Origin of the sequence: Cellulomonas sp. PSBB021 (genome assembly GCF_002240455.1) — a bacterium.
Lineage (GTDB): Bacteria > Actinomycetota > Actinomycetes > Actinomycetales > Cellulomonadaceae > Cellulomonas > Cellulomonas uda.
The window spans coordinates 3,568,399-3,595,174 of sequence record NZ_CP021430.1 but is presented as its reverse complement, the minus strand read 5'-3'; the positions used below and the strand labels follow the sequence as shown (position 1 = coordinate 3,595,174).

General features: G+C 70.4%; 21 protein-coding genes and 1 pseudogene. 8 read left to right on the top strand and 14 right to left on the bottom strand.

The genetic code is table 11. The annotated features are described in order from the left end of the window. Positions 1–52: 52 nt before the first annotated feature. The 5 genes and pseudogenes from CBP52_RS16500 to CBP52_RS18785 all read left to right on the top strand — a co-directional run. Positions 53–1,888, top strand: a complete 1,836-nt coding sequence (locus CBP52_RS16500) for a DUF4012 domain-containing protein (RefSeq protein ID WP_157732698.1) — start codon at positions 53–55, stop codon at positions 1,886–1,888. Between the two features lie 210 nt (positions 1,889–2,098). Next, positions 2,099–2,824 carry an Ig-like domain repeat protein gene (locus CBP52_RS16495; protein WP_094181876.1) on the top strand — a complete coding sequence of 242 codons (726 nt, stop codon included), beginning with the start codon at positions 2,099–2,101 and terminating at the stop codon, positions 2,822–2,824. 125 nt (positions 2,825–2,949) lie between these two features. Continuing rightward, a complete protein-coding gene (locus CBP52_RS16490) occupies positions 2,950–4,851 on the top strand; it encodes an acyltransferase family protein (RefSeq protein WP_157732697.1) in 1,902 nt (633 codons plus the stop codon). Then, on the top strand, positions 4,824–5,150 hold the full coding sequence (locus tag CBP52_RS18525) for an SGNH hydrolase domain-containing protein (protein WP_369826360.1): 327 nt from the start codon (positions 4,824–4,826) through the stop codon (positions 5,148–5,150). The genes CBP52_RS16490 and CBP52_RS18525 overlap by 28 nt, the downstream gene beginning before the upstream one ends. A gap of 137 nt (positions 5,151–5,287) precedes the next feature. Next, positions 5,288–5,491 (top strand): annotated as a pseudogene (locus CBP52_RS18785) (helix-turn-helix domain-containing protein); the annotation flags it as partial. A gap of 87 nt (positions 5,492–5,578) precedes the next feature. Here the strand turns inward: CBP52_RS18785 and CBP52_RS18425 are convergent. The 9 genes from CBP52_RS18425 to CBP52_RS16440 all read right to left on the bottom strand — a co-directional run bounded on the left by CBP52_RS18425 (position 5,579) and on the right by CBP52_RS16440 (position 15,637). Beyond that, positions 5,579–6,205 carry a transposase gene (locus CBP52_RS18425; RefSeq protein WP_232514557.1) on the bottom strand — a complete coding sequence of 209 codons (627 nt, stop codon included), beginning with the start codon at positions 6,203–6,205 and terminating at the stop codon, positions 5,579–5,581. Positions 6,206–6,982: 777 nt separating this feature from the next. Further along, complete coding sequence (locus CBP52_RS17720) at positions 6,983–8,014, bottom strand: O-antigen ligase family protein (RefSeq protein ID WP_157732696.1); 1,032 nt, start codon at positions 8,012–8,014, stop codon at positions 6,983–6,985. 259 nt (positions 8,015–8,273) lie between these two features. After that, entirely contained in the window at positions 8,274–9,215 is a 942-nt protein-coding gene (locus CBP52_RS16470) for a glycosyltransferase family 2 protein (protein ID WP_157732695.1), read from the bottom strand. Further along, a complete protein-coding gene (locus CBP52_RS16465) occupies positions 9,193–9,789 on the bottom strand; it encodes a CatB-related O-acetyltransferase (protein ID WP_094181872.1) in 597 nt (198 codons plus the stop codon). Before CBP52_RS16465 ends, CBP52_RS16470 begins: the two co-directional genes overlap by 23 nt. Continuing rightward, the gene (locus CBP52_RS16460) at positions 9,776–10,996 is read right to left on the bottom strand and encodes a lipopolysaccharide biosynthesis protein (RefSeq protein ID WP_157732694.1); all 1,221 of its coding nucleotides are present in this window, start codon (positions 10,994–10,996) and stop codon (positions 9,776–9,778) included. Before CBP52_RS16460 ends, CBP52_RS16465 begins: the two co-directional genes overlap by 14 nt. Positions 10,997–11,048: 52 nt before the next feature. After that, entirely contained in the window at positions 11,049–12,107 is a 1,059-nt protein-coding gene (locus CBP52_RS16455) for a polysaccharide pyruvyl transferase family protein (RefSeq protein ID WP_094181870.1), read from the bottom strand. Then, positions 12,104–13,012 carry a glycosyltransferase family 1 protein gene (locus tag CBP52_RS16450; protein ID WP_198303493.1) on the bottom strand — a complete coding sequence of 303 codons (909 nt, stop codon included), beginning with the start codon at positions 13,010–13,012 and terminating at the stop codon, positions 12,104–12,106. Before CBP52_RS16450 ends, CBP52_RS16455 begins: the two co-directional genes overlap by 4 nt. Positions 13,013–13,073: 61 nt before the next feature. Further along, positions 13,074–14,048 carry a glycosyltransferase gene (locus tag CBP52_RS16445; RefSeq protein ID WP_198303492.1) on the bottom strand — a complete coding sequence of 325 codons (975 nt, stop codon included), beginning with the start codon at positions 14,046–14,048 and terminating at the stop codon, positions 13,074–13,076. Positions 14,049–14,272: 224 nt separating this feature from the next. Beyond that, positions 14,273–15,637 carry a sugar transferase gene (locus CBP52_RS16440; protein ID WP_232514556.1) on the bottom strand — a complete coding sequence of 455 codons (1,365 nt, stop codon included), beginning with the start codon at positions 15,635–15,637 and terminating at the stop codon, positions 14,273–14,275. A 446-nt stretch (positions 15,638–16,083) separates the two neighbouring features. Here CBP52_RS16440 and CBP52_RS16435 point away from each other — a divergent pair, with 446 nt between their 5' ends. Next, entirely contained in the window at positions 16,084–17,538 is a 1,455-nt protein-coding gene (locus CBP52_RS16435) for a polysaccharide biosynthesis tyrosine autokinase (RefSeq protein ID WP_094181866.1), read from the top strand. Positions 17,539–17,583: 45 nt separating this feature from the next. Here CBP52_RS16435 and CBP52_RS16430 read toward each other — a convergent pair whose 3' ends face one another. The 3 genes from CBP52_RS16430 to CBP52_RS16420 are packed head-to-tail and all read right to left on the bottom strand — an operon-like array spanning position 17,584 to position 21,946. Continuing rightward, positions 17,584–20,664, bottom strand: coding sequence for a sacsin N-terminal ATP-binding-like domain-containing protein (locus CBP52_RS16430; RefSeq protein WP_094181865.1), 3,081 nt, complete (start codon positions 20,662–20,664; stop codon positions 17,584–17,586). Then, complete coding sequence (locus tag CBP52_RS16425; protein ID WP_232514555.1) at positions 20,661–21,560, bottom strand: DUF3027 domain-containing protein; 900 nt, start codon at positions 21,558–21,560, stop codon at positions 20,661–20,663. Before CBP52_RS16425 ends, CBP52_RS16430 begins: the two co-directional genes overlap by 4 nt. Before the next feature lie 2 nt (positions 21,561–21,562). Continuing rightward, a complete protein-coding gene (locus CBP52_RS16420; protein ID WP_094181863.1) occupies positions 21,563–21,946 on the bottom strand; it encodes a cold-shock protein in 384 nt (127 codons plus the stop codon). 101 nt (positions 21,947–22,047) lie between these two features. On the opposite strand from CBP52_RS16420, the gene CBP52_RS16415 reads away from it, so the two are divergent. Together CBP52_RS16415 and CBP52_RS16410 are read left to right on the top strand one after the other, a co-directional pair. Further along, a complete protein-coding gene (locus tag CBP52_RS16415) occupies positions 22,048–22,587 on the top strand; it encodes a hypothetical protein (RefSeq protein WP_094181862.1) in 540 nt (179 codons plus the stop codon). A gap of 115 nt (positions 22,588–22,702) precedes the next feature. Then, positions 22,703–24,196, top strand: coding sequence for a sugar transferase (locus CBP52_RS16410; protein ID WP_094181861.1), 1,494 nt, complete (start codon positions 22,703–22,705; stop codon positions 24,194–24,196). Positions 24,197–24,283: 87 nt separating this feature from the next. Here the strand turns inward: CBP52_RS16410 and CBP52_RS16405 are convergent, their stop codons facing one another. Next, a complete protein-coding gene (locus CBP52_RS16405) occupies positions 24,284–24,805 on the bottom strand; it encodes a peptidase (RefSeq protein WP_094181860.1) in 522 nt (173 codons plus the stop codon). Between the two features lie 72 nt (positions 24,806–24,877). Then, the gene (locus CBP52_RS16400; RefSeq protein ID WP_157732693.1) at positions 24,878–26,680 is read right to left on the bottom strand and encodes a DUF4012 domain-containing protein; all 1,803 of its coding nucleotides are present in this window, start codon (positions 26,678–26,680) and stop codon (positions 24,878–24,880) included. Positions 26,681–26,776: the final 96 nt, after the last annotated feature.

The window sequence follows — 26,776 nt, the reverse complement described above, 5'->3', positions numbered from 1 at the left end:
GCGCGCGTCGGAGCCCACCACGCGAGAGAGCCTGATGCACGACGAGAACCCCGTGACGCCGACCGACGCGACGCCGGACGACACCCCGGACAGCGCCCCCGAAAGCGCCCCCGAAAGCGCCCCGGCCACCGAGCCCGCGGCTCCGCGGCGTGGGCGCCGGGGGCTGTGGTGGACGCTCGGGGTGCTGGGCGTGCTCGTCGTGCTGGCCGTGTGGGGGGCGTTCGACGCGCGTCGGACGTACACGGGTCTCGACGAGGCGGCGCGCGAGGTGCAGGCCGCGCGCGACCTGGCGCTGGACGGTGACGCGGCCGCGGCGCGCGGACCGGCGGACCGCGCGGCGCGTGCGGCGTCCGCGGCCGACGCCGCCGCGCACCGGTTGCCGTTGACGCTCGCGCAGGCGCTGCCGGTGATCGGCGACGACGTCTCGGCGGTGCGGTCGCTCGCGCGCACGGTCGACGACCTGGCGGGCGTCGCCATGCCGGGGGTGCTCGACGCGGTCGAGACGCTCGAGCCCGAGTCCCTCGTCAGCCCGCAGGGCCGGGTGGACGTCGAGGCGATCGCGCGCGTCGCGCCGGGCATCGTCGCGGCCGACGACGCGGTGCAGGCGGCCCGGGTCCGACTGGCGGGCCTGCGCGGCGGTGACTACGACGAGCGGGTCGTGGACGCGGTGACGCGGCTGCAGGACGCGGTGGACTCGGTGAGCGGCAGCACGTCGGGTGCGGCACGCGCCGCGGCGCTCCTGCCCGCGATGCTCGGTGCGGACGGGCCGCGCGACTACCTGCTGCTGGTGCAGTCGAACGCGGAGCTGCGCGCGACGGGCGGCATCCCGGGCGCGGTGCTGCACCTGCACGCACAGGACGGCCTGCTCACGGTGGTCGAGCAGCGTGGGGCGGGGCAGATCAACGCGGCGGACGCGGCGCCCGTGCTGGCGCTCACGCCGCAGGAGCAGGAGATGTTCGGCGACCAGCTCGGCGTCTACATCCAGGACGTCACGCTGACGCCGCACTTCCCGCGCGCGGCCGAGCTCGCGCGCGCCATGTGGGAGCGCGCGACGGGCACGGCGGTGGACGGCGTGCTCGCGACGGACCCGGTGGCGCTGGGGCACCTCGTCGAGCGGGCAGGCCCGGTGACGACGCCGGACGGCACGCGCATCACGGGCGAGAACGCCGCACAGCTGCTGCTCAACGAGGTCTACCTGCGGATCACCGACCCGGTGAAGCAGGACGCGTTCTTCGCCGGTGCGGCCGGGGCGGTGTTCGACGGCCTCTTCGCGGGGTCGCCGACGTCGCTGCTCGAGGGCCTCTCGCAGTCGGTCGACGAGCGCCGGCTGCTGGTCTGGTCCGCGCACGACGACGAGCAGGCGCGGCTCGCGGGCACCCCGCTCGCGGGTGAGGTGACGGGCCGCGACGGCGAGTCCCCGGTGGTGGGCGTCTACCTCAACGACGGCTCGGGCGCGAAGATGTCGTGGTACCTCGACACGACGGTCGCAGCAGCGGTCGAGCGCTGCGAGGCGGACGGGTCGCGGGTCGTCGGCGTGGACCTGACGCTGACGAACACCGGTCCCGCGGGTGGCGCGGGGCTGCCCGCGTACGTCGTCGGCGAGCACCTCGACACCCCGGGGAACGTGCGGACGAACTACGACCTGTACGCGCCCGCGGGGGGCACGCTCGAGTCGGTGGAGATCGACGGGACGCCCGAGGAGATCTTCGAGTCGACGTACCTCGACCTGGACGTCGCGTCATGGACGACCGAGCTGGCCCCCGGGGCGACGACGAGGATTCACGCGACGTTCACCGTCCCCGCGGACCTGCCCGGCGAGCTCCAGCTGAGCACGACACCCACCGCGCACGACGTTCACCCGATCGTGGACGCCGGGTGCCCGGCATGACCGATCCGGCCGTGACGGCCGTCACACTTCCAGGCGACGATCCCGCATCCTGAGCCGCAGGTTGCTCCGATCGGGTGAGATCCCCGTGCAATTCTCGAGGTTTGCCCGAACCGGCTCAGGTCGACCCGTGGGATGACCGATCATCTAGGCGGTAGCCCAGTCCTTCGGGACGCGGGGGGCGGCCCGGACACGGAATGAGGACTCACACACGTGCTCAAGAAGAAGACCCTTGCACTGACGCTGGCCGCGGCGCTCGCCGTCCCGGCCGCGCTCGCCATCCCGGCAGTCGCCGCAGGCAACGACACGACCCCGGCAGCTCCGGCCGCCACGACCTCCGAGTCCGTCCTCACGACGGTCGCGGCGCCCTACCCGGCGACGGTCCGCACCACGACGAGCGCCTCCGCGGCCCCCGTCGTCTACGGCACCGGCTCGACCGTGTCCGTCACGGTCAAGGCCGCCACCGGCACGCCGACCGGCTACGTCAAGGTCAAGGTCGGCACCAAGACCTTCACCAAGGGCCTCACGAGCGGCAAGGCGACCCTGTCGCTCGGCAAGCTCAACAAGGGCACCTACTCGGCGTCGGTCACCTACACCCCGACCTCCGGCTCGGAGTTCAAGGGCTCGTCCACCGCTGTCGCCGTCAAGGTCACCGCCGGCAAGACGACCGTCAAGATCGCCAACACCTCGATCGCCAAGGGCAAGGCGCCCGCCGTCTACGTCAAGGCGTCGCGCGACGGCAAGGCCACGGTGACGATCACCGGCCCCAACGGCTTCAAGGTCACCAAGATCATCGCCGTCAAGGGTGGCAAGCTCGCCAAGGCCGCGTTCACCTCGAAGGTCCGCGCGAGCGGCACCTACAAGGTCTCGGTGAAGTTCACGCCCACCAGCACGAACTACTCCGGCTCCACCGCCGCGGCCTCGGTCCGCGTGCGCTGACGACCTGAGCAGCACGACGAAGGGGCGGTCCACCACGAACCGCCCCTTCGTCACGTCCAGCCGAGTGCCACATCCGGATGCCCCGGTTATCTTGCTCTTCTTCAGCCGCACACCGAGAGGCTCACGTGCAGTTCCCGAGCATCCTCAGGCCACGCCGTTCATCCTTGCGCGACGCCGCGTCTTCCCAGCGACGCAGTCCTGATGGGTTCCGCCTGGACATCCAGGGACTCCGGGCGTTCGCGGTCCTCGCCGTGATCGCCGATCATGCGCTCGGCTGGCCGAGCGGCGGTTTCATCGGAGTAGACGTCTTCTTCGTGATCTCGGGCTTTCTCATCACCGGCCTGCTCCTGCGCGAGTTCGAACGCACCGGCTCCATCTCGTTCGTCCAGTTCTACGCGCGACGTGCAAGGCGGATCCTCCCAGCTGCCCTCGTGGTCCTCATCGTCACCATCGCAGCGGCCGTCGCCCTTTTCCCGGAGGCGCGCGCCAGGAACGTGGCCGGCGACGCCTTCTGGTCGTCCGTCTTCCTCTCCAACTGGCACTTCGCTGACCAAGGAACGGACTACTTCCAGCAAGGGCTGGCGACCTCACCCCTCCAGCACTTCTGGTCACTCTCTGTCGAGGAGCAGTTCTACTTCGTCTGGCCATGGCTGCTCCTCGGCGTCTGCGCGCTGGTGGGGGCAGCTCGTCTGAAGCGCTGGAGCGCCCGACGAGTCGCCGTCGTCCTGATCAGCGTGATCTCACTCGGCTCACTCGCCTGGGCTATGTCTGCTTCACACGACAACCCGACGGACGCCTACTTCTCGACCTCGACCCGAGTGTGGGAGCTGGGCGCCGGCGCGCTCCTCGCCGCCCTCACCACCAGGCTCACCGCCGTCCAGCGACTGCCTCGCCGCTCGCTCCAGGCGTTCGGCCTCACTGGCCTAGTGCTGTCGCTCTTCGTGATCGACCCGTCGCGTCAGTTCCCCGGTCCGTGGGCCATCTTGCCCGTGCTCTCCACCTCCGCACTGATCGTCGCCGGCATGCAGGGACCCGGGCCGCGAGTCCTGCAGACGCCTGCGGTCGTGTACGTCGGTACGATCTCGTACTCCCTCTACCTGTGGCACTTCCCCGTCATCATCTTCATCGAGGCGCTCCGTCCGGATCCCTCGATCATCCGTACGGTCGGGATTCTCGTGGCCGCTGGCCTGCTGGCGGTGGTCTCCTACCACCTGGTCGAGAAGCCCGTCCTCGACTCGCCGCTCCTACTACGAGGCACTGGCGACCGCCGTGCCCAGTGGCGCGCTTGGCGACACAAGGTTGCGGCGGGCACTCGCCCCGGCCTTGCAGCGGCGGCGGCGTTCGGAATCATCGCGATCATCGCGACAGTGGGGCAGGTCGATGCCTCACGCTCCTACACCCCGCCTCCAGTCGCCCTCGCCGAGGACGCAGCACCTGTCGCGGACTCCACGACCCCGGTGCAAGACGAACGCTCACAGTTCATCGCCGCAGCGCTGAGCGCCCGCGAGTGGCCCGACCTCTCTCCCGCTATCGACGAACTCAACGCCGATGCCAAGGCTAAGCAGTGGGTTGAAGACGGTTGCCTGGGAGGCGAGCGAGGCAGCCTCCCAGACGTTTGGGAGAACGCGGACCGTTGCGCATATGGCTCTGGTCCGAAGTCCGCCGTCCTATTGGGCGACTCTGTCGCCATCTCGTACGCGCCCGCGCTTGTCGAGGCGCTCTCTCCGCAGGACTGGACGATTCGCATCGTCGCTCTCCAGCAGTGCCCGGCGGCCGCTGTGGCGGTCCAGGTCAACGGCGCCGACTACCCCGCCTGCGACGAGTTCCACTCAGGGCTGGCAGGCTATCTCGAGCGCCTGGACCCGGACGTCATCATCGCGAGCCAGGCGGACAACACACTTCCAAGGCTTAGCTCCGGCGCAACGGGTGTCGAAGCCGTCGAAGAGCTCAGCTCCGGTCTTGTGAACACAATCGAAAGCCTCGGCCAACTCCGTTCGTCCTGGGTTCTGCTCACTGCGCCCCCCTAACGGGCGCACTCTCCGACTGCGCCACGGCGCTAGCTCGCCCCGACGCCTGCGTGCTACCGATCTCCGCGACGCACCTGGACGCCGCCCGGGCCGCCGCTGTCGCTGTCGACCGTCTTGGCGACGCCGAAGTCACGCTTCTGAACGCCGACGCTTGGTTCTGCGGGCGCAAGTCCAGGGCTTGCCCCTCGTTCATCGACGGCGTTCCGACGTCGGTTGACGGCGTCCACCTCACCGACGCCGCGTCTCGCGCGCTTGGACCGCTGATTACAGAGGCACTCGACCTTTCGCGCACTGACTGACTCCCGAGTTCTTTCGAGTCATCGCAATGGAGCATGTCGGACCGGGTCTGAAGCCGCCGCGGCGCGGCCGGCGCGGATCGTGCTGGTGGCTGCGGACGGGTCGGCGAACGCTCGGATCGCCGATGCCGTAGGTCTCGGTGCCTCCGGTCCTGCTCTGGCGTCGGCGCTACCAGCGCAAGGAGCTCGAAGGTCTGCGTGACGTGCCGCGGCCTGGTCGGCCGCGCACGACCGACCAGGCCGCGCTCGTGGCCGCGACCCTCAAGCCGTCGCCAAAAAAGCTCGGGCTGATGCACTGGTCGCGCCGGCTGCTGGTCGACCGGCTCGGCATCAGCGCGGCGCCGGTCGCCCGGGCGTGGCGCGCCTACGGCGTGAGCCGTGCCGTGCGGCGTCGTTCCGGTTCCCCACCGACCCCGAGCTGGTCGCCAAGGTCACGCCTCGTGTGCGGTGATCGTTTTCTCGAGGCGGGCGAGCTGGCGGTCGGTGAGGTTCTCGGCGCCGGCGCGCAGGATGGTCTGGATCCCGAACAGGGGGTCGCCCTTGCGGTTGCGGTGCCCGGTCGTGTCCTGCTGGACGCGGTGGCGGACCTCGTCGACGACCTGGGTGCCGAGCGTGACGACGTGGAACGCGTCCAGGACCGCGGTCGCGTCGGCGAGCTCGGCGTCGATCGCGGACTTGTAGCCGCCGAACGGGTCCAGGGCAGCGATCTCGATCCCGTCGCGGAACGGGGCGCCGCGCTCGACCAGCCAGTCGGCGTAGGCCTTCTTCGAGCGGCCCGGGACCAGGTCGAGCAGCCGGGCGTGGACGCGTCCTTGCTGGTCACGGGTCAGGTCGACCATCTCGGTCAGCTCCTTCGGGCCGCGCGCTCGCACGTCGCCGTGGTGCCAGATGTGCTCGTCAACGCCCAGCGAGGTGATGCCCGCGAACCTCGTCGGGTCGGCGGCGAGGCGTTCGAGCTCGGGTGCCAGTGCGCGCCACAGGGTCGCCCATCCGACTGCGAGCCGGCGGGCGAGCCGGCGATCGTGGCATGCTCGCGGCGCAGCTGACCGACCGCCCACCTCACCGACCTGCGGGTCAAGACCCCGCGCGTGGCGACCAGAGCCGGGACCTGCTCGGTGAACGTCCCGCGCGGGCACATCGCCTCGGGGCAGCGCCAGCGTCGTTGCCGCGATGCGACCTGGACGCGCACGTCGCCGTGCGGCACGTCGCGCAGCAACCGCACCCGCCGACCCCGGCCGACCGCGACGACCCCGCAGTCCGGGCAGCCCTCCAGGTGCGCGGGCGTCGAGACCGTCACCCGCATCACCGCCACGCCTCGCGTCACGGACTCAACCCGGACCCCGTCCAGGCCGAGCAGAACGTCACAGCGAGCACAGGGATCGGTCGTTGGGCGCACGTCGGCGCACCCCGTAGCGTGAGACACGTCGAGGTCCTCGAGATGGATCGGGTTGCTTGGTCGCTCCTGATCCTCGGGGACCTCGACCCCTACCCGCCGCTCAACCCGCCGAGCCGGTCACATCCCACCGCAACGGCGAAGAGCCCGAAAACCTGCCAGCTGCTTGACGCGAGACAGGAGAAACCGCGTCGAGGTCTGGTTCGGCACCGTCGAACTCCAAGCCATCCGCCGCGGCACCTTGGCGCCGCTAAAGAGCTCAACGCCAAGATCCGAGCCTTCATCGACGGCTGGCACGACCGCTGCCGCACCTTCGTCTGGACGAAGACCGCCGACGCAGTGCTCAAGAGGACCAATCAAGAGAAGACTTCACAGACAGACCACTAGCGCTCGAGACCGACACCGTTTCAGCAGGCGACGGGTCCAGTAGGGTACGAGCCTTCTACGTCACAACGGCGGGATCCATCTCGGGGACGACATGGCGGGTGGCGGTCATGACACCGCCCATCAGAAGCCCCGCAACCACCGCAACAGAGTAGATGTAGAAAGTGTCAAAGAAGATGCCCGAAGCGAGCAGCATAACCACACCAGCCGCACAAATCCGGCCCACCGAGTCGAATCTTCTGTCGAACATCACCACGAAGCTGGCAACGGCCGCTATTCCCAGAAGAACCAGCCCTACCACGCCTGCGTCCCACAGGACGGACACATAGAGGTTATCCACGGTCGAGACACCGTAGTATCCCAGGTACTCAGACATATACGATTGCAGCGCGCGGGGGCCGGATCCCAAGACCGCACAGACACCCGAGCAGGTGTCGGCCCACAATGATAAAACTTCGAGCGCCATCTTTCGATTGCTCAGAGAGACGCTCCCCGCCAGTTCAGAAAACGCGAACAGACGACTTCTGCCCATCGTGCGAACGACGGGAGGTATGGCAAGCAAAGTGAGCGGAACCGCAAGCGAGATGGCCAGCGCGGATGCCGGTCGAAGCCTGATCCGAAATCTGCTCCTAGTCGCGATCCACATCAAGAGCAAGCCTAGGATGAGGATGACCAGCCCAGACCTCGTTCCCGTGAGCCATAGGCCGAAGAGGCTTAGAGAAACACCCACGGCGACACGCGCCCCAGATACAGCACGGGACGAATAAAGACCCAGGAGAGCGGCGGCACAAAGTGCCGCGAGTATCCCAGCCGGCACGGGTTGGCCAAGTATCCCCCGGGCCCGCGTCGCGTATTCAATATTGCTATCGAAAAGCAATTCTCCGAATCGGGACGACACGAAGCCCGGGCCCATCGCGGCATCCGCCGCAAGCGACAAAGCGTTAAGTAGAGCAACTACGAATATTGCATCGCCGAGCCGGGGACGCGACACAACGGCCAACGCGATTCCTGCCGATATCGCGCCGAGAAGGCCAAAGACTCCCTGCAGATCACCGGACGTGACAATCCACACCGCGGTGAATCCCAGCAAGACACCGACAGTCCCATGTACCCGCCGGTCCCGACCCGTCGCCGCAATCGGAACGAGGGCGCACACGCCCACCACCAGCGCGACCCCGACAACGACCTGCAACCTCCGAGGCAGAACGACAAAGTTTGCGGGCACCACGAACAGAACCGAAGCCGACGCCACCACCAAGAAGTGCAGCAATCTACGCCCTGCGCCCACGTCATTCGCCGAACCCCCGAGCGAGCCGCACCCGCACCCGGCGCCGGCCGAGGTGGCGCGGTCACGGACTGAACCTCTCGAGATCACGGTGAATACCCCATTGACGAATAACGGGGAAGCGTGCGACCCGGACACGCGACGAGCCAGACGTCGATCGACCCGCGAACGGCATTCCGAGAAGCGTCACGAACAGCGCCTCGAGCCTGATTGCCAGCGAGTACAAGTACGGCTTGTGGTAAGCACAGAGCCGCAGAGCTGCGTCCTGCCTCGCTGCCTCCACGAGGCGCCCGTGACGTGCCGATGACTCGCCCCCGATGTGATTCACCCCCGCGCCAGGTGCAGCCAGCAGCGCGAAACCACGAGCTGCCGCCCGGATGGACAAGTCGGCATCCTCGCCGTAGAGGAAAAACCTCTCGTCGAAGGGGCCAAGATCCCGAAGGTGAGAAGTCAGCGCCAAGAGCACGCCGCCCGACACCTTTTCAACGCGGATTGCAGAATCGGACCGAGCGGCCCGCTCCAACCGACGCAGCTTGCGATTACGCGCCATGATACGTCCCGTTGAGCTCGACCACAGCGTCATCGCATCAATCTGAATCGTACCCTCCGAGCGCATTAGGGGACAGACCAGCGCCGCATGGGATTGCTGCAACGCATGCATCAGTTCGGAGACCGCCTGTTCGTCAAGGATCGCATCCGGGTTCAGTAATAGGCAATACCTCCCCTTCGCCTCGGAGACGGCCCAGTTCATAGCTCGCGCGAATCCCTCATTCAACTGGTTCGTGAGCACCCGCGCACCGTCGAATGAGACCACTTTCAACACATCCTGCGACTGCCGACCGTTTTCCACGAACAGGAACTCCGCTGTCACGCCCGCCGCGATTGCCGATCGTCGAGCACTACTCACGACCTGCTCGAGTAGCGGCAAGTTCGGATCGAAGAGCACCAGGCAGACAGTAATATCGGTCATATCCCATTCTCCATCACGATCTGGGGCCGAAATCACGCAGGAACTCATCGATGTTTGCGCTAGACAGCGCGCCCACCCGGGACCGGACAGTGGCCTCCGGCCAATCCCACCAAGCGATGGCAGAGAGCCGCTCCCTCTGCTCGGGCGTGAACCTAAATCGCAGCGGCTTCGCAGGCACGCCCGCCACGACTGCATAATCGGGAATATCTCGTGTCACAACGGCGCCTGAGGCAACCACGCACCCATTCCCAATGGTGACGCCAGACAGGATGATCGCGCCAGATGCAATCCAGACGTCATTTCCAAGGACGATATCCCCCGCACTATACGGGTATCCGTCGTCGGCGGGGTCCAAACCGAGACGGCGCCGCAGGGGAAACGTGGTGACCCGGTCTGTCGGGTGAGCCCCGCCAAGCACGAAGCGTGCGGAGCTAGCAACCGAGCAGTACTTGCCAATGATCAGCCGGGTGTCGTCGCCGTCAAACGCGTCGATGATCGGGAGACCGTAACTGTTCTCACCGAGTACAAGACGCCCGCGCCGCCGGAGCCTCTCGAACTCGAACCTCCGATTCGCGTACGATGAAAACAGCAGCCTCCTAATTCCAAACATCCTTCACCGCCAATCGCCTTGGCACGTCCCGAAGTGCAAACCATGCGGAGGTCACAGCGAGCGATGCGGCGCTCCCAATGATCATCGTAGCTGGCGAGCCCGCGAGGCTCCCCACCGTCCACAGGGCGACGGTACCGACCAGACACGGAAGTAGGTAGCGCAACTCAACCTGTGGCTCGCCCAAGCCGGCGGTCATCTGCGTGGCGGGAGCCGTGCAAGCGTTCACCGCATAGGCGACTGATATCACGCCGAGAATCACCCAGTCGGGCCGGCCGACAAATCCGATATGCCCCTCAACTACCCGGACGACCACAAGTACGCCGGCTGTTACCAATGCCGTCATGAGAGCCACGATGCGCAGGCTCTGCCGATACAGAGTCGCGACGCCGCCTGCCACCCTTGAGTTCACCGCGTCAACGACCAGTACAACACTGAAATTGATCGCCAGAACCCGAGGAATCGACGCTAGACGGGCCGCAATGTCGTACGAGCCCAGAACCTCGGGGCTAGCGACCAGCCCCACCGCCCACCTGTCGCCCTGCGTCAGGAGCATTCCAATTAGTGCGGTGACCGTACGCCAACCGGCGAAGCGTCTCGCCTCCGGCGCTGATATCTCACCGCGGCTTTCCACGCCAAGCCTGATCGCGAGCCATGATGCGACGACCCACGCAACAAGTCCCGTGCTCCCGACCGCAATGCATAGCGCCCACAGCCCAGCCCCACTCCGGAGCGCCGCCACCAGAATTCCGAGCTGCGCAACCGCCTGCGCGAGTATGAGGGTTGCGCGCATCTTTAGCGCTCCCTGCGCCATCAGCACGCTAGCCGTGACTACGAACATCCCTCGGATGCCACTGGCGCCTGCAGCTGCAATGAAGAGCGGCGCAACCTGCTGATCAAAATCGCCAACGGATCCCGCGCGTTCGGCATACCAGGGCCATACCGCTGAGGCGAACGCGCCCACCACAGCGGACGCTCCGAGAGTCATGCCCCATCCGAGTGCCAGCGCGCGCGATACAGATCCGCCTCTGACGGTCGCGCGCGCCACGTATGCGGGCGCACCGAGGTCAAATACCGCCGAAATGGTGACAACGGTGGCGGACAGCGCCCATACGGCGTAGTCGTCGGTGCTCAGGTAGGCCTGACCAACAAGCGGCGACACCATGAGCAGAGCCGCGGCGATGATGTTCGGCGCGCCGGCACCGAACATGCGCCTGAGGATCTGCCGCCCGCGTGTCGGGATATCGATCGATTTCATGGGCTCAGTCGGCCACGTCAAGTGTCGTGCGGAGGTGCTGGACCAGTCGCTCGCGTGCGTCACTCAGCGAGAAGCGGGCGCTAGCAACTCGCTGGTCATATTCGGCACGAGCTTCCGGGTCGAGTGTCAGCGACTCAATTTGCTTCTGTACCTGCCCCGGGTCAAACCGGAACACATTGTGGACATAGTCCCCTAGACCGAGATCGGAGTAGGCACCAAATCCCTTCCTCTCGTACGAGAGATGGATGACATAGTGACCCGCCGCCATGGCCATAAGTGCACCGTGCAGTCGCATGGCACAAACAACTCTACGTTTCCCGCTCGGTGAAAGCATTTCCTCGCGCGACAGGACCTTGCTTGGCCGAACGCTATCCATGGCCTCTACGTCGTCGTTAGAAGCGCCCCGACTCTGGACGTAGCCGTCGAACGTGCCAAGTCTGGCGGCCAGGTCCCTAGCCGATCGCGGCACGTCGCCCCGCGTGGCGCGCACAGACAACACGGGGACCACTCCAACGGGCCCCGAGGTGCGCGGGCTCCAGTCTTTCGAAAGAAGCGCAAGGTCTGGGAATCGCGCAACTCCATCAACCGGGAATTGGGCAAGCGATCTGTCATCCCGAACGCACACGCTCGCCATGCTAGAAAGTCCAAGCCGCAGAAATAGACCGGCAGGCCATCGCGCGGGACCGATGCTCTGCGGCAGATACGCAACCCGCTCACCAACGCGGCGTGCCGCAATCAATTGCGGTCCGTGAACCAGGGCGCACTTGAGGGCTTCGACCATCGTCCCGGCACGCAAGTAGCCGCCGCCGACGCCAAAGACGTAGTCGTATTCTCGAATATCACGCAGTGTCTCGAGGTACCGCCGCGAATACCCGCTAATAGTCGGCCTGCTGTTGATGACTTCCTGAAGTTCACTCGAAGAGAATGTCTCCGGCCTTGAGGCGAGCAGCGTGACTTCGGCATCACTTCCCACGACGTCACGAATGAGGCCTATCGACTCATCAACGAGAAGACCGTCACCGGCGTTGGTCGCGCTATACCCGTGCAACAGCAATACCTTCACCGCAAGAGCCCTTCGTAAACGCTGACGTGCCTAGTTGCACTTTCCTCCCATGAGAATCGCTTGGCCCATTCGAGACCCCCGGCCCGACAGTCTGAAAGCCAATTGTCATCCGCCAGCGCGTCTCTGATGCCCGCCGCGATCGCGGCCCTGTCGAGGTCGTGGATTACGTACGACGGTCCCGAAACCTCAGGCAACGACCCTCTGTCTGACGTGAGAACCGGTGCGCCAGCGGCCAATGCCTCAACCACGGGGAATCCGAATCCTTCGTACAGCGACGGAAACACGAAGAGCGCGCAGCGCTGCATCAACGCGACCGCGTCCTCGTCACCTACGAATCCCAGGTAGTGCACGCGGGTAGACGACTTGATCGCATCCATCGTCCCGTCGAAGTTCCAGGCAGGCCTTCCTGCAATGACTAGCGGCGGCAGGTCGGCGCTTCCGTCGACTGCCCTGATCAGTTCAACAAGGTTCTTCCTCGGCTCAATGTTGCCAAGGTACAGGAGGAACTCGGCTGGCAGACGTTTTGCCAGTTCCGGGCTAACCTCACGCCGTACGGAGTACCGATCAACGTCAACACCGTGCGGAATCACGGTGATATTTTCGCGCTCAACGCCGAAGACGTCTGCGACGTCGCGCGCACCTGACTCGGACACAGAAATGATGCGGTCTGTGGCGGCGATTGCCCTCGCCACTCGTCCGCGCCAGGTTCTCTCTTGAGCCGGGCGACGCGCCGTCTCAATCCACCTGCTAGCGACTCCGTGGACTGTTACAACGGAAGGTCCCCTCGTCGCCAGGAGGGGTCCCGTGTCGGCGGTGTAGTGGAGAATCGTGGAAGGCTCTCGTCGCCGGAGTGCTGTAATTGTCTCGAGCGCAGCCGTGAGTGCTGGCGCACGTGCGTAAGGCATCGCTTGTACGTCGACCCCCTGTGAACGCAGCTCCCGCGCCAGATTCATGGTGTAGGTGCTGTTACCGCCGACGTGACGCTCCAGGATTCGACCGGGCATCAAAACACGCATTTTGACCTACCGTTCTGTACATCTCTGTGACACGGTCTCTCTGACCTACGTCATTCATGTGTCTGAGCGCATGAGCCTGGCGCTCGAGCCGCTCCTGACGGGCGACCGGATCGACAGCGAGATTCGCGGCCGCGGCGGTGCCTTCGGTCGGCGTCGAAACCAGCTCAAGGTCGAGGTGCCTTACCGCATCGATCTCCCTTGCGACGATGGGCAGGCCCGAGGCGTGCGCATCCAGAATGCTAATGGGGAAGCCCTCATACTCGGCTGAGTGAAGGTACACATCCGCTCGCTGCAGACGCTGCGCGAGTTGGTTCGCGTCGAGCCAACCCGTAACTCGCACACCTGCTGCCCGGAGTGAGTCGCACAGTGCAGGATCGCCGTCGCCGAGCCAGGTGAAATCGAGAGGCAATTTTGAAGAGGCCGCCGCTTCGGCCGATTCGGCAAAGAACCATGCACCCTTTTGCGAACTCACTCTTCCGACCATTACCACTTCGAACTTTGTCTTCTCGTGGCCAAGCGGCTTACGGGCTGAGGGGGATATCGCCTGGACGGACGAGACGTTTGGCAACTCGAATGTGGGTGTTGCGGCCCCAAGCGCTTGCGCGGCGGACGTTTCTGCTGGAGAGAGTGTTGCATACGCGGCTGTGCGGTGGCTCAGTGCTCGTTCGACAATCGACGCGGGCACACGAACCGCGAGACTCTTCGAAGTTGCCGTGTGAGCGAACGCATGCGGCTGGTAGATGACGGGTGAGCGACTCACGATGCGCGCGATCACGCCGGCCACGCTCGAGTGCGCGTGGATGATGTCGGGACGGACGCGAGACTCGAGGTTCCGCACTCCGCGCAATGCCTTTGCCAGATTTGGGCTAAGATCGAAGAGGTGCGCGCGATCGACACAGTCGTAACTGTCGGCGTCGGAGGCCATGACGAAATGCTCGAATGACTGGGTGTTATTGATGATCGACGTGATCGCGCGTGGAACGCCCCCACCTACACAGGCGGAAATGTGTAGAATCCTGATCGGCCGATCCTCGCGGTGACCATCACGCATTAGTCTGTTCTCTTTCCTGCACCGTCGGAGCCTCTGCCCTCGATTGGCCACTCGCTTGGAGTGAGTGGCGCAATGCCTCCGCGTTGCGCACCCTGCACTTAACGCGCGCCCTCGCCTGCCACGACGGCCTTGGCGGTACGCATGAGGATCAGCATGTCACCGAACATGGACCAGTTCTCGACGTAACGCACATCCAGGCGGATCGAGGCCTCAGGGCTCAGGTCGGAGCGGCCCGAGACCTGCCACAGGCCGGTGAGGCCGGGCTTGACGCGCAGGCGCCGGTGGGCGGCGCGGTCGTAGAGGTCGACCTCGGCCTGGATCTGGGGGCGCGGGCCGACGAGGCTCATCTCGCCGCGCAGGACGTTGAACAGCTGCGGGAGCTCGTCGATGGAGTAGCGGCGGATGAACCGGCCGATGGGCGTGACGCGCGGGTCGTTGACGGGCTTGTAGAACATGCCGACCTCGCGCCCCTCGGCGGCGAGCACCTCGGCGAGGCGCTTGTCGGCGTCGACGACCATGGAGCGGAACTTGAGCATCGGGAACGGCTTGCCGTCCTTGCCGATGCGCTCCTGGCGGTAGAGCACGGGTCCGGGGCTGGTGACCTTGATGACGGCGGCGACGCCGAGCAGCACGGGCGACAGGAGCAGGGTGATGAGGCCGGTGCCGAGGAAGTCGAAGACGTTCTTGAGGACGTAGCGCCACCCGGTGAACCGGGGCTCGTCGACGAACGCCCACTGCAAGCCGCTGACGGGCTGGACGGTCATGCGGGGACCGGCGACGTCGACGAGCGCCAGGGACAGGGCGAGGTCGATGCCGGTGCCCTCGAGGTCCCAGCCGATCTGGCGGACGGTCTGGGAGGTGACGGCGTCGGAGCCGAGCACCAGGACCATGCGCGCGCCGGTGGTCTCGGCGACGAGGCGCACGTCGTCGAGGCCGCCGAGCACGGGCACGCCGGCGACGTCCTCGTCGTGCTCGATCGCGCCGTGCGGGACGCACGCGGCGACGACGCGGTACCCGCTGGCGGCGCCGTCACCGAGCATCTGCGGGAAGTGGGCGACCTTCTCGCGGGGGCCGACGACGACGACGTCCTGCAGGCCACGGCCCTGGGCGCGCACCCGGTGCAGGTAGCGGCGGGCGACGGCGCGCCACGTGAGCAGGAGCGCGAGGCCGAGGGGTGCGGCGATGGCGAGGTAGGTGCGGGCGACGTCGGCGTGCACGAGGAACGCGACGACGGCGACGACGGCGAACACGCGCCACGTGGCGCTCCACACGCGCTGGTACTCCGCGGCGCCCTGGCCGAGCACGCGGCGGTCGCGGGAGCGGCCGGCGGCGAGCGCGGCGGTCCAGGCCCCGGCGATCACGAGCGACGCGGTCAGGTAGGACACGTCGACGTCGCCGGACACGCTCTGGTCGCCCTCGAAGCCGATCCGCAGCGCCCACGCGGTGACGACGGCGGCGATCACGCAGACGACGTCACCGACGACGAGCGCGCGGTGCAGGCGGAGTCCGAGGCCGACGGACCTGACCTGCGGGGACGACTGACCGACCGCGGTTGCCGAGGTCCCTGGCCGAACCTCGGTAGTCCGCGAGCGGTTGGTCTCGATCGACATGTCTCCCCCTGCGGAACCCTGGAGCCGGATTGACTCGGGCATCGGCACGACGAGCGACCGAGTTGAGGAGGATTCCGAATCTTCGGACGTGACCCGCGCCACGCCCCGCCCTCACCAGGGACGATACCTGCGACGTCACCAGCGGGTGATATGCGTCATACGTCGGAAGGCGGATGTCCGAGTGTCTCAAGACCGCCACCCGATCGGACGATACGAGTCGAGGCCCAGCCGCCCCCCCGCCGGACCACCGGTGCGACAATCGAGCGCATACCCAGACGACATCTCGGGAGAAACCCCCAGTGGAACTGCACGACTACCTCGGCATCCTGCGCAAGCGGTGGCTCTCGATCCTGCTGATCACCGTCGTCGCCGCCGGCGCGGCGCTCGGGCTCTCGCTCGCGACGACCCCGCAGTACACCGCGTCCACGCAGCTGTACGTGTCCGTGCAGGGCGGGGCGACGAGCAGCGACCTGCTCCAGGGCTCGAACTACTCCCGTCAGCAGGTGACGTCCTACACGCAGCTCGTGAAGAGCCCGCTGGTCCTGGGTCCCGCGATCGACGAGCTGGGGCTCGACGTGACGCCGGCGGACCTGGCGACGCGCGTGAGCGCCAACTCCCCCCTGAACACCTCGCTCATCAACATCCAGGTCACGGACGTGGAGCCGGCGGTCGCGGCCGCGATCGCGGACACGGTCGCCACGGAGTTCTCCGCGGTGATCGACGAGCTGGAGACCCCGTCCGACGGCGGGGTGTCGTCGGTGAAGGTCTCGACCGTCCGGCCGGCCGCGGCGCCTCAGTCCCCGTCGTCGCCGAACCTCAAGCTGAACGTCGCGCTCGGCCTGCTCGTGGGGCTGGCGATCGGTGTGGGCGTCGCGGTGCTGCGCGCGGTGCTCGACACGCGCATCCGCACGGCGCAGGACGTCGCGCAGGTCACGGACGCCGCGGTGATCGCGACGATCGGGTTCGACGACGACGCCGACGCGCACCCGCTGATCGTGCACAGCTCGCCGCAGTCGGAGCGTGCCGAGGCGTTGCGCCGCCTGCGCACCAACCTGCAGTTCCTCGACCTCGCGGACCGGCCGCGCTCGATCGTCCTGACCTCGTCGGTCCCGGGCGAGGGCAAGTCCACCACCGCGATCAACCTCGCGATCACGCTCGCGGACGCCGGTGCGCGGGTCGCTCTCGTGGACGCGGACCTGCGCCGCCCGTCGGTCGCGAAGTACATGGGTCTCGAGGGTGCGGCGGGGCTGACGACGGTGCTGATCGGCCAGGCCGACGTCGCCGACGTCGTCCAGCCGTGGGGTGTGGCCGACCTGCACGTGCTGACGTCCGGCATGGTCCCGCCGAACCCGTCGGAGCTGCTGGGCTCCGCGGCGATGGCACGTCTGCTCGACGAGCTCACGGCGCAGTACGACCACGTGATCATCGACGCTCCCCCGCTGCTGCCCGTCACGGACGCCGCGATCCTCGCGAAGATCTCGGGCGGTGCGCTCGTCATCGCCGGTGCGCAGAAGATCCACCGCGACCAGCTGCGCGAGTCGATGGGCTCGCTCGAGACGGTCGGTGCGCGCGTGCTGGGCGTGGTGGTCAACGGCCAGAAGCGCGCGGTCGGTGACGCGTACTCGTACTACCACTACCGCTCGGACCACTCGTCGGTCAGCCCGCTGCCGGCCGCGGGCCGCGACGAGGCCCCGGCGGGCGAGCAGCGCGTGGACGACGAGGCGGGCGCGGCACGCGCGAAGCACTCGGCCTGACCTCGGTACGCACCGGCGCCGCCGTCCCCTCCCGGGGCGGCGGCGTCAGTCGTCGAGGGCGACGTCCAGCGTGACCTGCGCGGCGCGCTCGTCGTCGACGAGCACCGCCTCCACCGCGTAGCGCAGGTCCCAGCGGCCCGCGGCCTGCGCGAGCGCCGCCGCGAGCCCGGCGAGCGTGGTGGCGTGCACCCGCACCTCGTCGCCCGCGGCGTCGACCCACCACGCGACGCTCACGTGGTCGACGCGCAGGTCCTCGTGCTCGCACCAGTGCTCGGGCGCGCCCGGCAGGACGTCCCGCACGGCGCGGGGCACGCGCGCCCGCAGCCCGTCGTCACGGGTCACGACGCCCGCCGCGAGCTCGGACACGCGCGGCAGGTCGAGCGCGCGGGACAGCCGCAGCGCGTCGGCGCCGTCACGCGCCGGGACGAGGGCCGCGACGTCGGTCCGCTGACGCCACATGGGGCTCGGTGCGACGGCCGCGTCGTGCGCCGCGACGACGAGCACGCGTCCCGGTCCGACGACCGCCGGGACCCGCTCGGGCGGCTCGTCGGGCTCCGCGTGCCGCCACACGAGCGCCGCGGCGCGCGCCGGGACCTGCGCACCCACGGCCCACGCGTCCAGCACGTCCGCCCACGCGGCGGGCGTGACGTCCCGCGGGTCGCTCACACCGCCGAGCGCGCGCTGCACCGCCACGTCGAGGGGCGCCACGGCGGGCGGCGCCGCGGGCAGCAGCGCGCGCAGCGGCCCGTCGCCGACGACGAACGGGCCCTCGACCCCGAGCGGCCCCCGCTCGCGCAGCCACCACGCGGTGTAGGACGCGGCGCTCGCGCCGTGCTCGCCGCGCACCGGCTCCAGCACCGCGCGGCGCAGGTCCGGCTCCTCGCACAGCTGCGCGAGCACCTGCGGCCACGCCTCGGTGGCCACCGCGTCGAGGTCCGCCACCGCCGTCACGTCGCCCACGTACGCGCCGGGGCCCAGCACGTCCGCGAGGTGCTCGAGGTACTGCGGCCAGGCGTCGAGCACCTGCGCCGTGAGCGCGCCCGGCGCGTCCGGCACGGGCTCCTCGTCGGTCACGACATCCGGCACCCGCACCGTCACGAGCCCCTCGCGCACCCCCGCCGCGACCAGCGTCATGGCACCCCAGCGCTCGACCTGCTCGCTCGCCACCGGCGCCAGGACACGCGCGTCGAGCACCCGGTGCGCGGGCGAGCCCGGCAGCACCAGCCCGTCCGCGGGCGCCGGCTCCCCGCCCGCGGCGGTCAGGGGCAGCAGCGCGAGCCACTCCCGCACATCGTCGGGCAGCGCGTCCGCGGCACCCGTCGTGGCCGACCAGCGCGCCGGGTCGCGCGGCGGGAGGTGCGCCGCGACGAGCGTGAGCACCGTCGTCGTGAGGTCCGGCTCGTCGGGGTCGTCGTCCTCGTCCCACGCGAGCACCGCGGCGCGCACGGGCGGCAGCCGCAGGAGCCCGACCGCGTCGGGGCACTGCGCGCCGAGCCGCTCGAGCAGCGGGTGCGCCACGGCGGGGTCGACCACGCGTACGCCCCACCGCGCGAGCGTGCCGAGCACGGGCGTCACGGCCTCGGTGAGCGGACCCGCGAGCACCAGCGCGCCCCGCACGCCACGCACCACGCGCCCGTCCGCGAGCGGCACCGGCAGGTTCGCGAGCGCCTCGACCCCCTCCGGGTCACCCGCCGCGAGCTCGCCGAGCGCCGTGTAGAGCCCGCGCCAGTCGTCGTCCGCCGCCGGGAGCTCCTCCACCACGTCCGCGAGCGTGCGGACCTCGACGCCCACCGCGCGCGCCTGCGCGTGCCGTCCCGCGGGCACGACGACGAGCGCACCCACGCGCCGCCCCACCGCGGCGAGCGCCTCGGGCGGGCCGGCCCCCACCACGGCCACGGCGTGCCGCGGCGCGACGCGCTCCGGCGAACCGGCCGCGGTGAGCACCGGTGCGGCGGCCAGCGCGTCGAGCAGCAGCGGGCGCAGCGCCGCGTCCAGCGGGCCCGCGGGCAGCGCCGTGGGCACCAGCGTGAGCGGGTCCACGCCGTGCTCCGCGAGCTCGAGCGCCAGGTCCGCGTACACGTCCGCGGCGTGCCGCAGCACCCGGTCGGTGAGCGGGCCGGTGGCGACGTGCCGCCGCGTCGGGTCGAGCGGGAGAGTCGCGACGAGCAGCGCCGGCACGTCGAGCGGCTCGTCCGTGGGCGTGGGCGCGTGCACCGTCCGAGGCCCCGCCGCACCCGCGGCCGCGACCGCGAACGCGTCCGCGCCCTCGCGCGGCACCGCCGCCGAGCGCGGCAGCGCCCACGTCACACGCCAGCGCGTCGCGTCACGCTCCTCGACCGGCCGGCCCGCGAGCACGTCCCGCGGCACGTCCCCCTCCGCCGCCGCGACGAACCACCGCGCCGCGACGTCCGCGATCCGCCGGGGCCCGCCGTCGGACGTCTCGTCCTCGACGACGACCTCCGTGAGGCCGGGCAGCGCGAGCAGCAACGCGTCGTCCACGGCGTGCAGCAGCGCGCGCACCTCGTCCGCCGCGACCTCGTCGCGCAGCAGCAGCACCACCGCCGTGTCGAAGCCCTCGGGTGGGCGTCCCTGCGCCGCGAACGGCAGCCGCAGCGCCGGCAGCGACCCGTCGCGCCGCACGAGCTCCTGCGCCAGCGCCGGGACCTCCGCCGCGAGCGTCGCCAGCTCGGTGGCCGCGTCCCGCAGCGAGAACCGCACCGCGCCCGACGACGAGAGCACCGAGATCTCGTCGGACACCGCGCGCACCGCCGCGAACCCGACCCCGAACCGTCCGACGACCCCCGCGTGGCCACGTTTCGCGGACGCGCGCATCGACGCGAGCGCCGCGACGCCCTCCTCGTCGAGAGGTGCGCCCGTGTTCGCCGCGACGAGCGTGGTGCCCTCGTCCGTGCGGGTCAGCCGCAGCAGCAGCCGCCCGGGCACGCCCGCGCGCACCGCCGCGTCGGCCGCGTTCTGGGCGAGCTCGACGACCACGCGGTCGCGGTAGTAGCCGCGCGCGTGGTCCTCCTCGACGTTCGCGTCCTCGCGCAGCCGCGCCGGGGACGTGCGCCACGCGGTCAGGACCGCCGCACGCAGCGCGGCGGTGCCGAACGCGTCCGGGCTCACCGCTCCAGTTCGGGCTGGTCGGCCGTCACCGGCTGGTCCGGCTGGTCCGGGTGGTCCGGCACCGGCTCGGTCGCGTCGGCCCCCTCGACGACGACCTGTGGCTCGTCGGGCGTCGCCACCTCGTCCGCCTCGGGCGGCGCGGCCGCCGGGACGAGCTCGACGCGCATCTCGTCGATCAGCGGGTCCGGTGCGGGCCAGTCGCTCGCGACGGGCTCGACGTCGGTCTCCGAGTGCGCCCCGCACCCGTGGTCGAGCGAGACGACCTTGCCGTCGTCGGGCGACCACGCGTTCGCGCACACCCCGAACACGGTGCCCAGCGCACCCTGCAGCGGGACCAGGAACCCGCACGACCAGCACGCGCCCGACGACGCGAGGGAACCCGCGCTCGTCGGACCGCGCGACCCGCGGTACCAACGCTCGGCCGCCTCGTCACGGCCCTGCGGCGAGAGCACCCGCACACGCGCGAGCGCCAGCTCGTCGATCGCGACCTCGTCGAGCTCCGGGTCGCCCGAGGGCGTCCAGCCGGGCTCCAGGCGCGGGTCGTCCGCACGGAACGGCAGCACGTCACCCGGGCCGATGTCCCCCGGGCGCAGCCGCTGCGACCACGGGACCCACGGCTGGCCGAGGATCGCGTCCGGCCCCGGCAGCAGCTCCGCCTCGCAGACCGTCGCGGTGCGGCCGCGCGGCACACGCGCGACCGTGACCGTCCACTCCCACCCGCGGTAGCCGCGCGCGAGGCACGCGAACCGGTGCGAGACGAGGCGCTCGCCCTCGACGACCACGCCCAGGTGCTCACCCACGTCCGACGCGTCGGACGCGATCTCGACCGCGACCTCGCGCGCGAGGTCCACCGCCGAGCCGAGCACGGCGTCACGGGTCCTCGTGGCGGTCGCCACCCTCAGCCCTCGAGCTCGTCGGCGACGGCGCGCAGCGCCTGCGCGTACGCCTTGCCGCGCGACGGGTCCGGGTACCGACCGCGACGCAGGTCACCGCCGACCCGGTCGAGCACCTTGATGAGGTCCTCGACCACGACCACCATCTCGTCGGGCTTGCGGCGCTGCACCTTGGCGACCGACGGGATCGGGTCCAGGAGCTTGACGGACAGCGCCTGCGGGCCGCGCTTGCCGTCAGCCACGCCGAAGTCCACCTTGGCGCCCGGCTTGGGCGCGGTCACGCCCGCGGGCAGCGCCGACGCGTGCAGGAAGACCTCGCCGCCGTCGTCGGACGCGATGAAGCCGAACCCTCGCTCGGTGTCGAACCACTTGACCTTGCCGGTAGGCACGGCAGACCCCTGTCGTGAGAAGAACTACGTCGAGGCAAGGCTACCGGGCCGGGCACGTCCTTTCGTGCCGGGCCACCGTCCGCCGTGCGACGATCGCCGGGATGAGCCGGCAGACACCGACCCGACCCGGGCTCGCCGTGCTCGTCGCGGCCGTCCTGGTCGCGGCGCTGCTCGCGGGGGCCGCGGTGCTCGTCGCACGCCGCGACACCGGTCCGGCCGCGCCGTCGTCGGACCCCGCCCCCTCGCGTCCCGCCCCCTCGTCGTACGCGGACGTCGACCCCGACGCCTACGCCGCCGAGCTGCTCGCGGCGGCGCGCGCCGCGCACGTCGCGGCCGGGCTGCCCGCATGGCAGGACGCGCCGTGCGTCGGCGACCTCGCCCGCGACCGAGCGCTAGCGCTCATCGGCGCCGAGCTCACGCACGCCCCGCTCGAGGACGTGCTCACCGCGTGCGCGCCGCTCACCACCGCCGCCGAGAACCTCAGCCGCGGAGCGGCACCCGCCGCCGACGTCGTCGCCGCGTGGGACCGCTCGCCCGGCCACCGCGCCAACCTCGAGGACCCCGCCCTCACCGGCGCCCGCGCCGGGTGCGTGCACGACGGCGACCTGCTCGTCTGCGCACTCGTGCTCGTCGGCCCCTGACCTGCACCGACGCCACGCACGAGGGACGCCGGGCGCGAGCGGTCGCCGTGTCAGTTGCCCCCTGCTACGTTCGGCATTCACCGGGACGAGTGGCAGCCACACGGGGGGATGGCCCATGACGTCGACGACACACCCGTCTGTCCGTGGCCGCCGTCCGACGCTCGCGGCGACCAGCCCGCCGGGCGCGCTCACCGCCTGGAGCGGCCCTTACGCGCGGCGCATCGCCACCACCGACGCGCTCGCGATCGTCACCGCCGTGGCCGTCGCCTACGCCCTGCAGTTCCCGTTGCGCTCGTCGGTCGCCGTGTCCGGCGAGTACTCGCCCAGCTACCTCGCCGTCTCGGCCGTGCTGTGCGCCGCCTGGTTCACGCTCCTGACCATCGGCCGCACGCGCGACCGCCGCCTCCTCGGCTCCGGGTCCGAGGAGCTCGCGCGCGTGTGCGTCGTGACGTGGCACCTGTTCGCGGGCATCGCGATCATCGGCTTCCTCGCACGCATGGACCTCGGACGCGGGTTCCTCGCCATCGTCGCGCCCCTCGGGCTCGCACTGCTCCTGACGTCCCGGCTCGTCTGGCGGCGCGCCCTGCACCGGCGCCGCGACGCGGGGCTCGACGTGAGCCCCGTGCTCGTCGTCGGACCGCGGCACAAGGTCGCGACCCTCGTCGAGGAGTTCCACCGCAACCCGCGCGCCGGCTACCGCGTGATCGGCGCGTGCCTGTCCGAGAGGGACCCGAGCGCACCCGAGGTCGCGGGCGTCCGCGTGCTCGGCACCCACGCGCAGGCAGCGACCATCGCGCGCCGCGAGCGCGTGGCCGCGGTCGCGGTCGCGGGCGCCGACGTCATGACCGCCGACGCGGTGCGCCGACTCGGCTGGGACCTCGAGGGCACCGGGATCGACCTCGCCCTGACGCTCGCACTCACCGACGTCGCCGGCCCGCGCGTGCTCATGCGCCCCGTCAACGGCCTGCCGCTCATGTACGTCGACGAGCCGCGGTTCAGCGGCTCGCGGTACGCCGTGAAGTCGTCGTTCGACTGGTGCACCGCGCTGGTGCTGACCGTCCTGCTCGCGCCGCTCCTGCTCGCGCTCGCCCTGGCCGTCAAGCTCAGCAGCCCCGGCCCCGTGCTGTACGCGCAGGAACGCATCGGCAAGGACGGCGAGCGGTTCCGCATGCTCAAGTTCCGCTCGATGCGCGTGGGCGCGCACGACGAGCTCGCCGCGGTCCTCGCCGCGCAGGGGGTCGACGGCGTCGGGGCGTTCTACAAGCCGCGCGACGACCCGCGCGTCACCCGCGTGGGCCGCGTCCTGCGCCGGTTCTCGCTCGACGAGCTCCCGCAGCTCGTCAACGTGCTGCGCGGCGACATGAGCCTCGTCGGGCCGCGCCCGCAGATCGAGGCGGAGGTCGCGACGTACGACCGCGTCGCCCACCGGCGGCTGCTGGTCCGGCCGGGCCTGACCGGGCTGTGGCAGGTCTCCGGCCGCTCGAGCCTCGACCCGCGCACCGCCATGCGCCTCGACGTCGCGTACGTCGAGAACTGGACGCTCGTGGGGGACGTGCTGATCCTCGCGCGGACCGTGCGCGCGGTGCTCGCCCGCGAGGGCGCGTTCTGACGCACCCGGTCCCGGCGCATCCGCCGGACCTCCGGACGCGGCGAGGGGGAGGGTCCGCCGGGACCCTCCCCCTCGCCGTGTGACGCCTCAGCCGTGCGCGTGCTGGCGACGCCGCGCGTAGACCACCGCACCGCTCCCCAGCACCAGGACCGCGCCCGCGCCGAGCGCGAGCGGCAGGACCTCCGAGCCCGTGGACGACAGGTTGCCGCCCGGAGCCTCGGCGATGCTGCCCGCGACCTGGAACGTCTGCGTGCTGAGCACCTCACCCGACTCCGTGTCCGTCACGACCGCCGTGAACGTGCCCGCCTGGTTCAGCGTCACGGTGAACACCGCCACCCCGGACGCGTCCGTCGTGCGCGTGAGCGACTTGGTCCCGGCGATCTGGATGGCGGAGTCCGGGATGTTCGCGCTCGACGTGATGGTCAGCGTGACACCGGCACCCGCAGGGCCCACGACCCTGATGGTGAAGCTCTGCCCCGGGGCGGGCGTCGTGGTCGACGCCGTCCCCGTGTCCGTGTAGTCCTCCGCGCCGTACCCGAAGGCCACGGACGGGGACAGCACGAGCGCCCCCACGATGGCGGCCGATGCGACCGCGCGACGCACTCTCATGACATCTCCCCCCTGATGACTGACTGGCCCGCGATCCGTCGCCTAGGGCGACGACCGGTCGCAATCAGGACACTAACCCCGATCCCGGCAGGAGGAAACCGCAGAAACCCGGTCGAACCCGGAGGCGAGCGGCGTCCCGCGCACCAGCACCGGCCCGGGCGCACCCGGGCCCGTCACCACCTCCACCTCGAGCGACCGCCGCTCTCCGGGCTCGAACGTCCAGGTCAGCGCGCCGACCGGCAGACCGTCGTGCACCTGCGCGTGGACCTGCGCGGGGCGGCCGTCGACCGTCAGCCGCGCCATGCGCGCACCGGCCGGAAGGTAGAGCAGGAGGTTCGTCCGCAGCAGCCCGGGCTCGACCACGCTGCCGTCCCCGACGACGTACCAGGGCAGCCCCGCGACACCATCGGGTGGCCCGAACGTGTACGTCGCGCGCACGACGAACCGCTGCGCACCGCCCGCGAGGCACGCGCCGTGGTCCACCGCCACGTCCGCGTCGAGGTAGTACCCGACCTTGGCCTGCGTCCCGTCGTTGAGGTAGAGCCCGACGACCGGGCGGTCCCCGACCCGACCCGCGAGCTCGCCGGACAGGACCGTGCCGCCCAGCAGCGCCTGCTCCTCGTCGTGCGCCGACCACACCATGAGGCGGCCCCGGCGCGCCGCCTCGGCGAGCGCGTCCACGACACCGGCCGCGTCCGACGACCCCGCGACCACGCGGGCGAACACCGCCGCGGCGGTCTGCGCGAAGAACGCGTCCTGGTCGCGCGGGTCGGTCAGGCGGACGTACACGTCGTTGAGGAGCACCCGCACCGCGTCCTGCCCCGTGAGCGTGGTCCCGTCCGGGAGCGCCACCGGCCCGGTGGCCCGCAGCACCAGCGCGAGCGTCTCGGGGTCCACCGACAGCACGCCGTCGACCTGCTCCCCGGTGTCGCGCGCCCAGATCGCGTGGGCCAGCTGCGCCGAGCGCGGGAAGTCCGGCGTGAACGTCACGTCACGCATGTCGGTGCCGAGCAGCGGCCCGAACAGGTCCTGCTCCACGGGAGTCAGCGCGAGGGCGGGCTCGTCGGCGCCGGACAGGTCCCCGCCGCGTCGCTGCTCGAGCACCTCCACGTGCCCGTCGTCGGCCCGCAGCCGCAGCACCGCACCCGGGATGCCCCCGGTCGCGCGTGGCTCCGCCTCGTTCTGCACCAGCACCAGGTACTCGCGCGGCCCGTCCGTACCGAGCATGGGCGGCAGGAGCGCCGCCGCACGCGCCGCCGTGCCCGTGTCCGCGGCGACCCGTGCGAGCTCGTCGCGCAACCGCCGAACCGCGTCCACGACGGGGGCGACCAGACCGTCCGTGCGTACGGCCGCGACGCGCCGGTACGCGGACCGCACCGCGTCGTCCGCGTCCGCGACCTGCCCCGCGACCGCCGCCAACGGCGCGACGTCCACCCGGCCGTCGACCGGCGCGAGCGCCGCGGGGTCGACGACGCGCGTCGCCTCGACGAGCGGTGGCAGCGCGCGGTGCGTGACCTCGTCGACCGCACGCGCGAGCTCCTGCACCGCGCGCGCGTCCGCGCCGAGCCACGGCAGCCGACCCGCGAGCGCCCACAGCGGACCGTCGGTGTGGTCGCGCGCCGCGCGCGCGTGGCGCTGCGCGGACGCGAGCGTCACGCCCGCGTCGGGCGACGACGGGTCGGTGACCTGCTCGCGGAGCCGCACCACGTCCGCCGCGGTCGCCTCGAACGCGTCCCGCGCCCGGACGGCGTCGACCGCCAGCACCCCGGCGGCGACGACGAGCACCAGGAGCAGCCCGCCCGCGACCACGAGCACGCGGCGACGGCGCGAGCGCCGCGCGTCCCGGCGGCCCTGCCTGCCATGCCTCGGCTGCACCGCGCCCCCACGCTCGCCGTCGTGGCCGGCACCACCGGCCCCCGGCGATGCTAACCGGGACGCATCGGGCAGGCTCGGCGCACGCCCGCGCGGGCG

What these genes read in the sequence shown, in the direction of transcription:
- CBP52_RS16465 (WP_094181872.1), bottom strand. Translation starts at nt 9,789, where the DNA reads ATGTTTGGAATTAGGAGGCTGCTGTTTTCATCGTACGCGAATCGGAGG.
- CBP52_RS16460 (WP_157732694.1), bottom strand. Translation starts at nt 10,996, where the DNA reads ATGTTCGGTGCCGGCGCGCCGAACATCATCGCCGCGGCTCTGCTCATG.
- CBP52_RS16450 (WP_198303493.1), bottom strand. Translation starts at nt 13,012, where the DNA reads ATGCCTTACGCACGTGCGCCAGCACTCACGGCTGCGCTCGAGACAATT.
- CBP52_RS16445 (WP_198303492.1), bottom strand. Translation starts at nt 14,048, where the DNA reads ATGGCCTCCGACGCCGACAGTTACGACTGTGTCGATCGCGCGCACCTC.
- CBP52_RS16405 (WP_094181860.1), bottom strand. Translation starts at nt 24,805, where the DNA reads ATGAGAGTGCGTCGCGCGGTCGCATCGGCCGCCATCGTGGGGGCGCTC.
- CBP52_RS16410 (WP_094181861.1), top strand. Translation starts at nt 22,703, where the DNA reads ATGACGTCGACGACACACCCGTCTGTCCGTGGCCGCCGTCCGACGCTC.
- CBP52_RS16415 (WP_094181862.1), top strand. Translation starts at nt 22,048, where the DNA reads ATGAGCCGGCAGACACCGACCCGACCCGGGCTCGCCGTGCTCGTCGCG.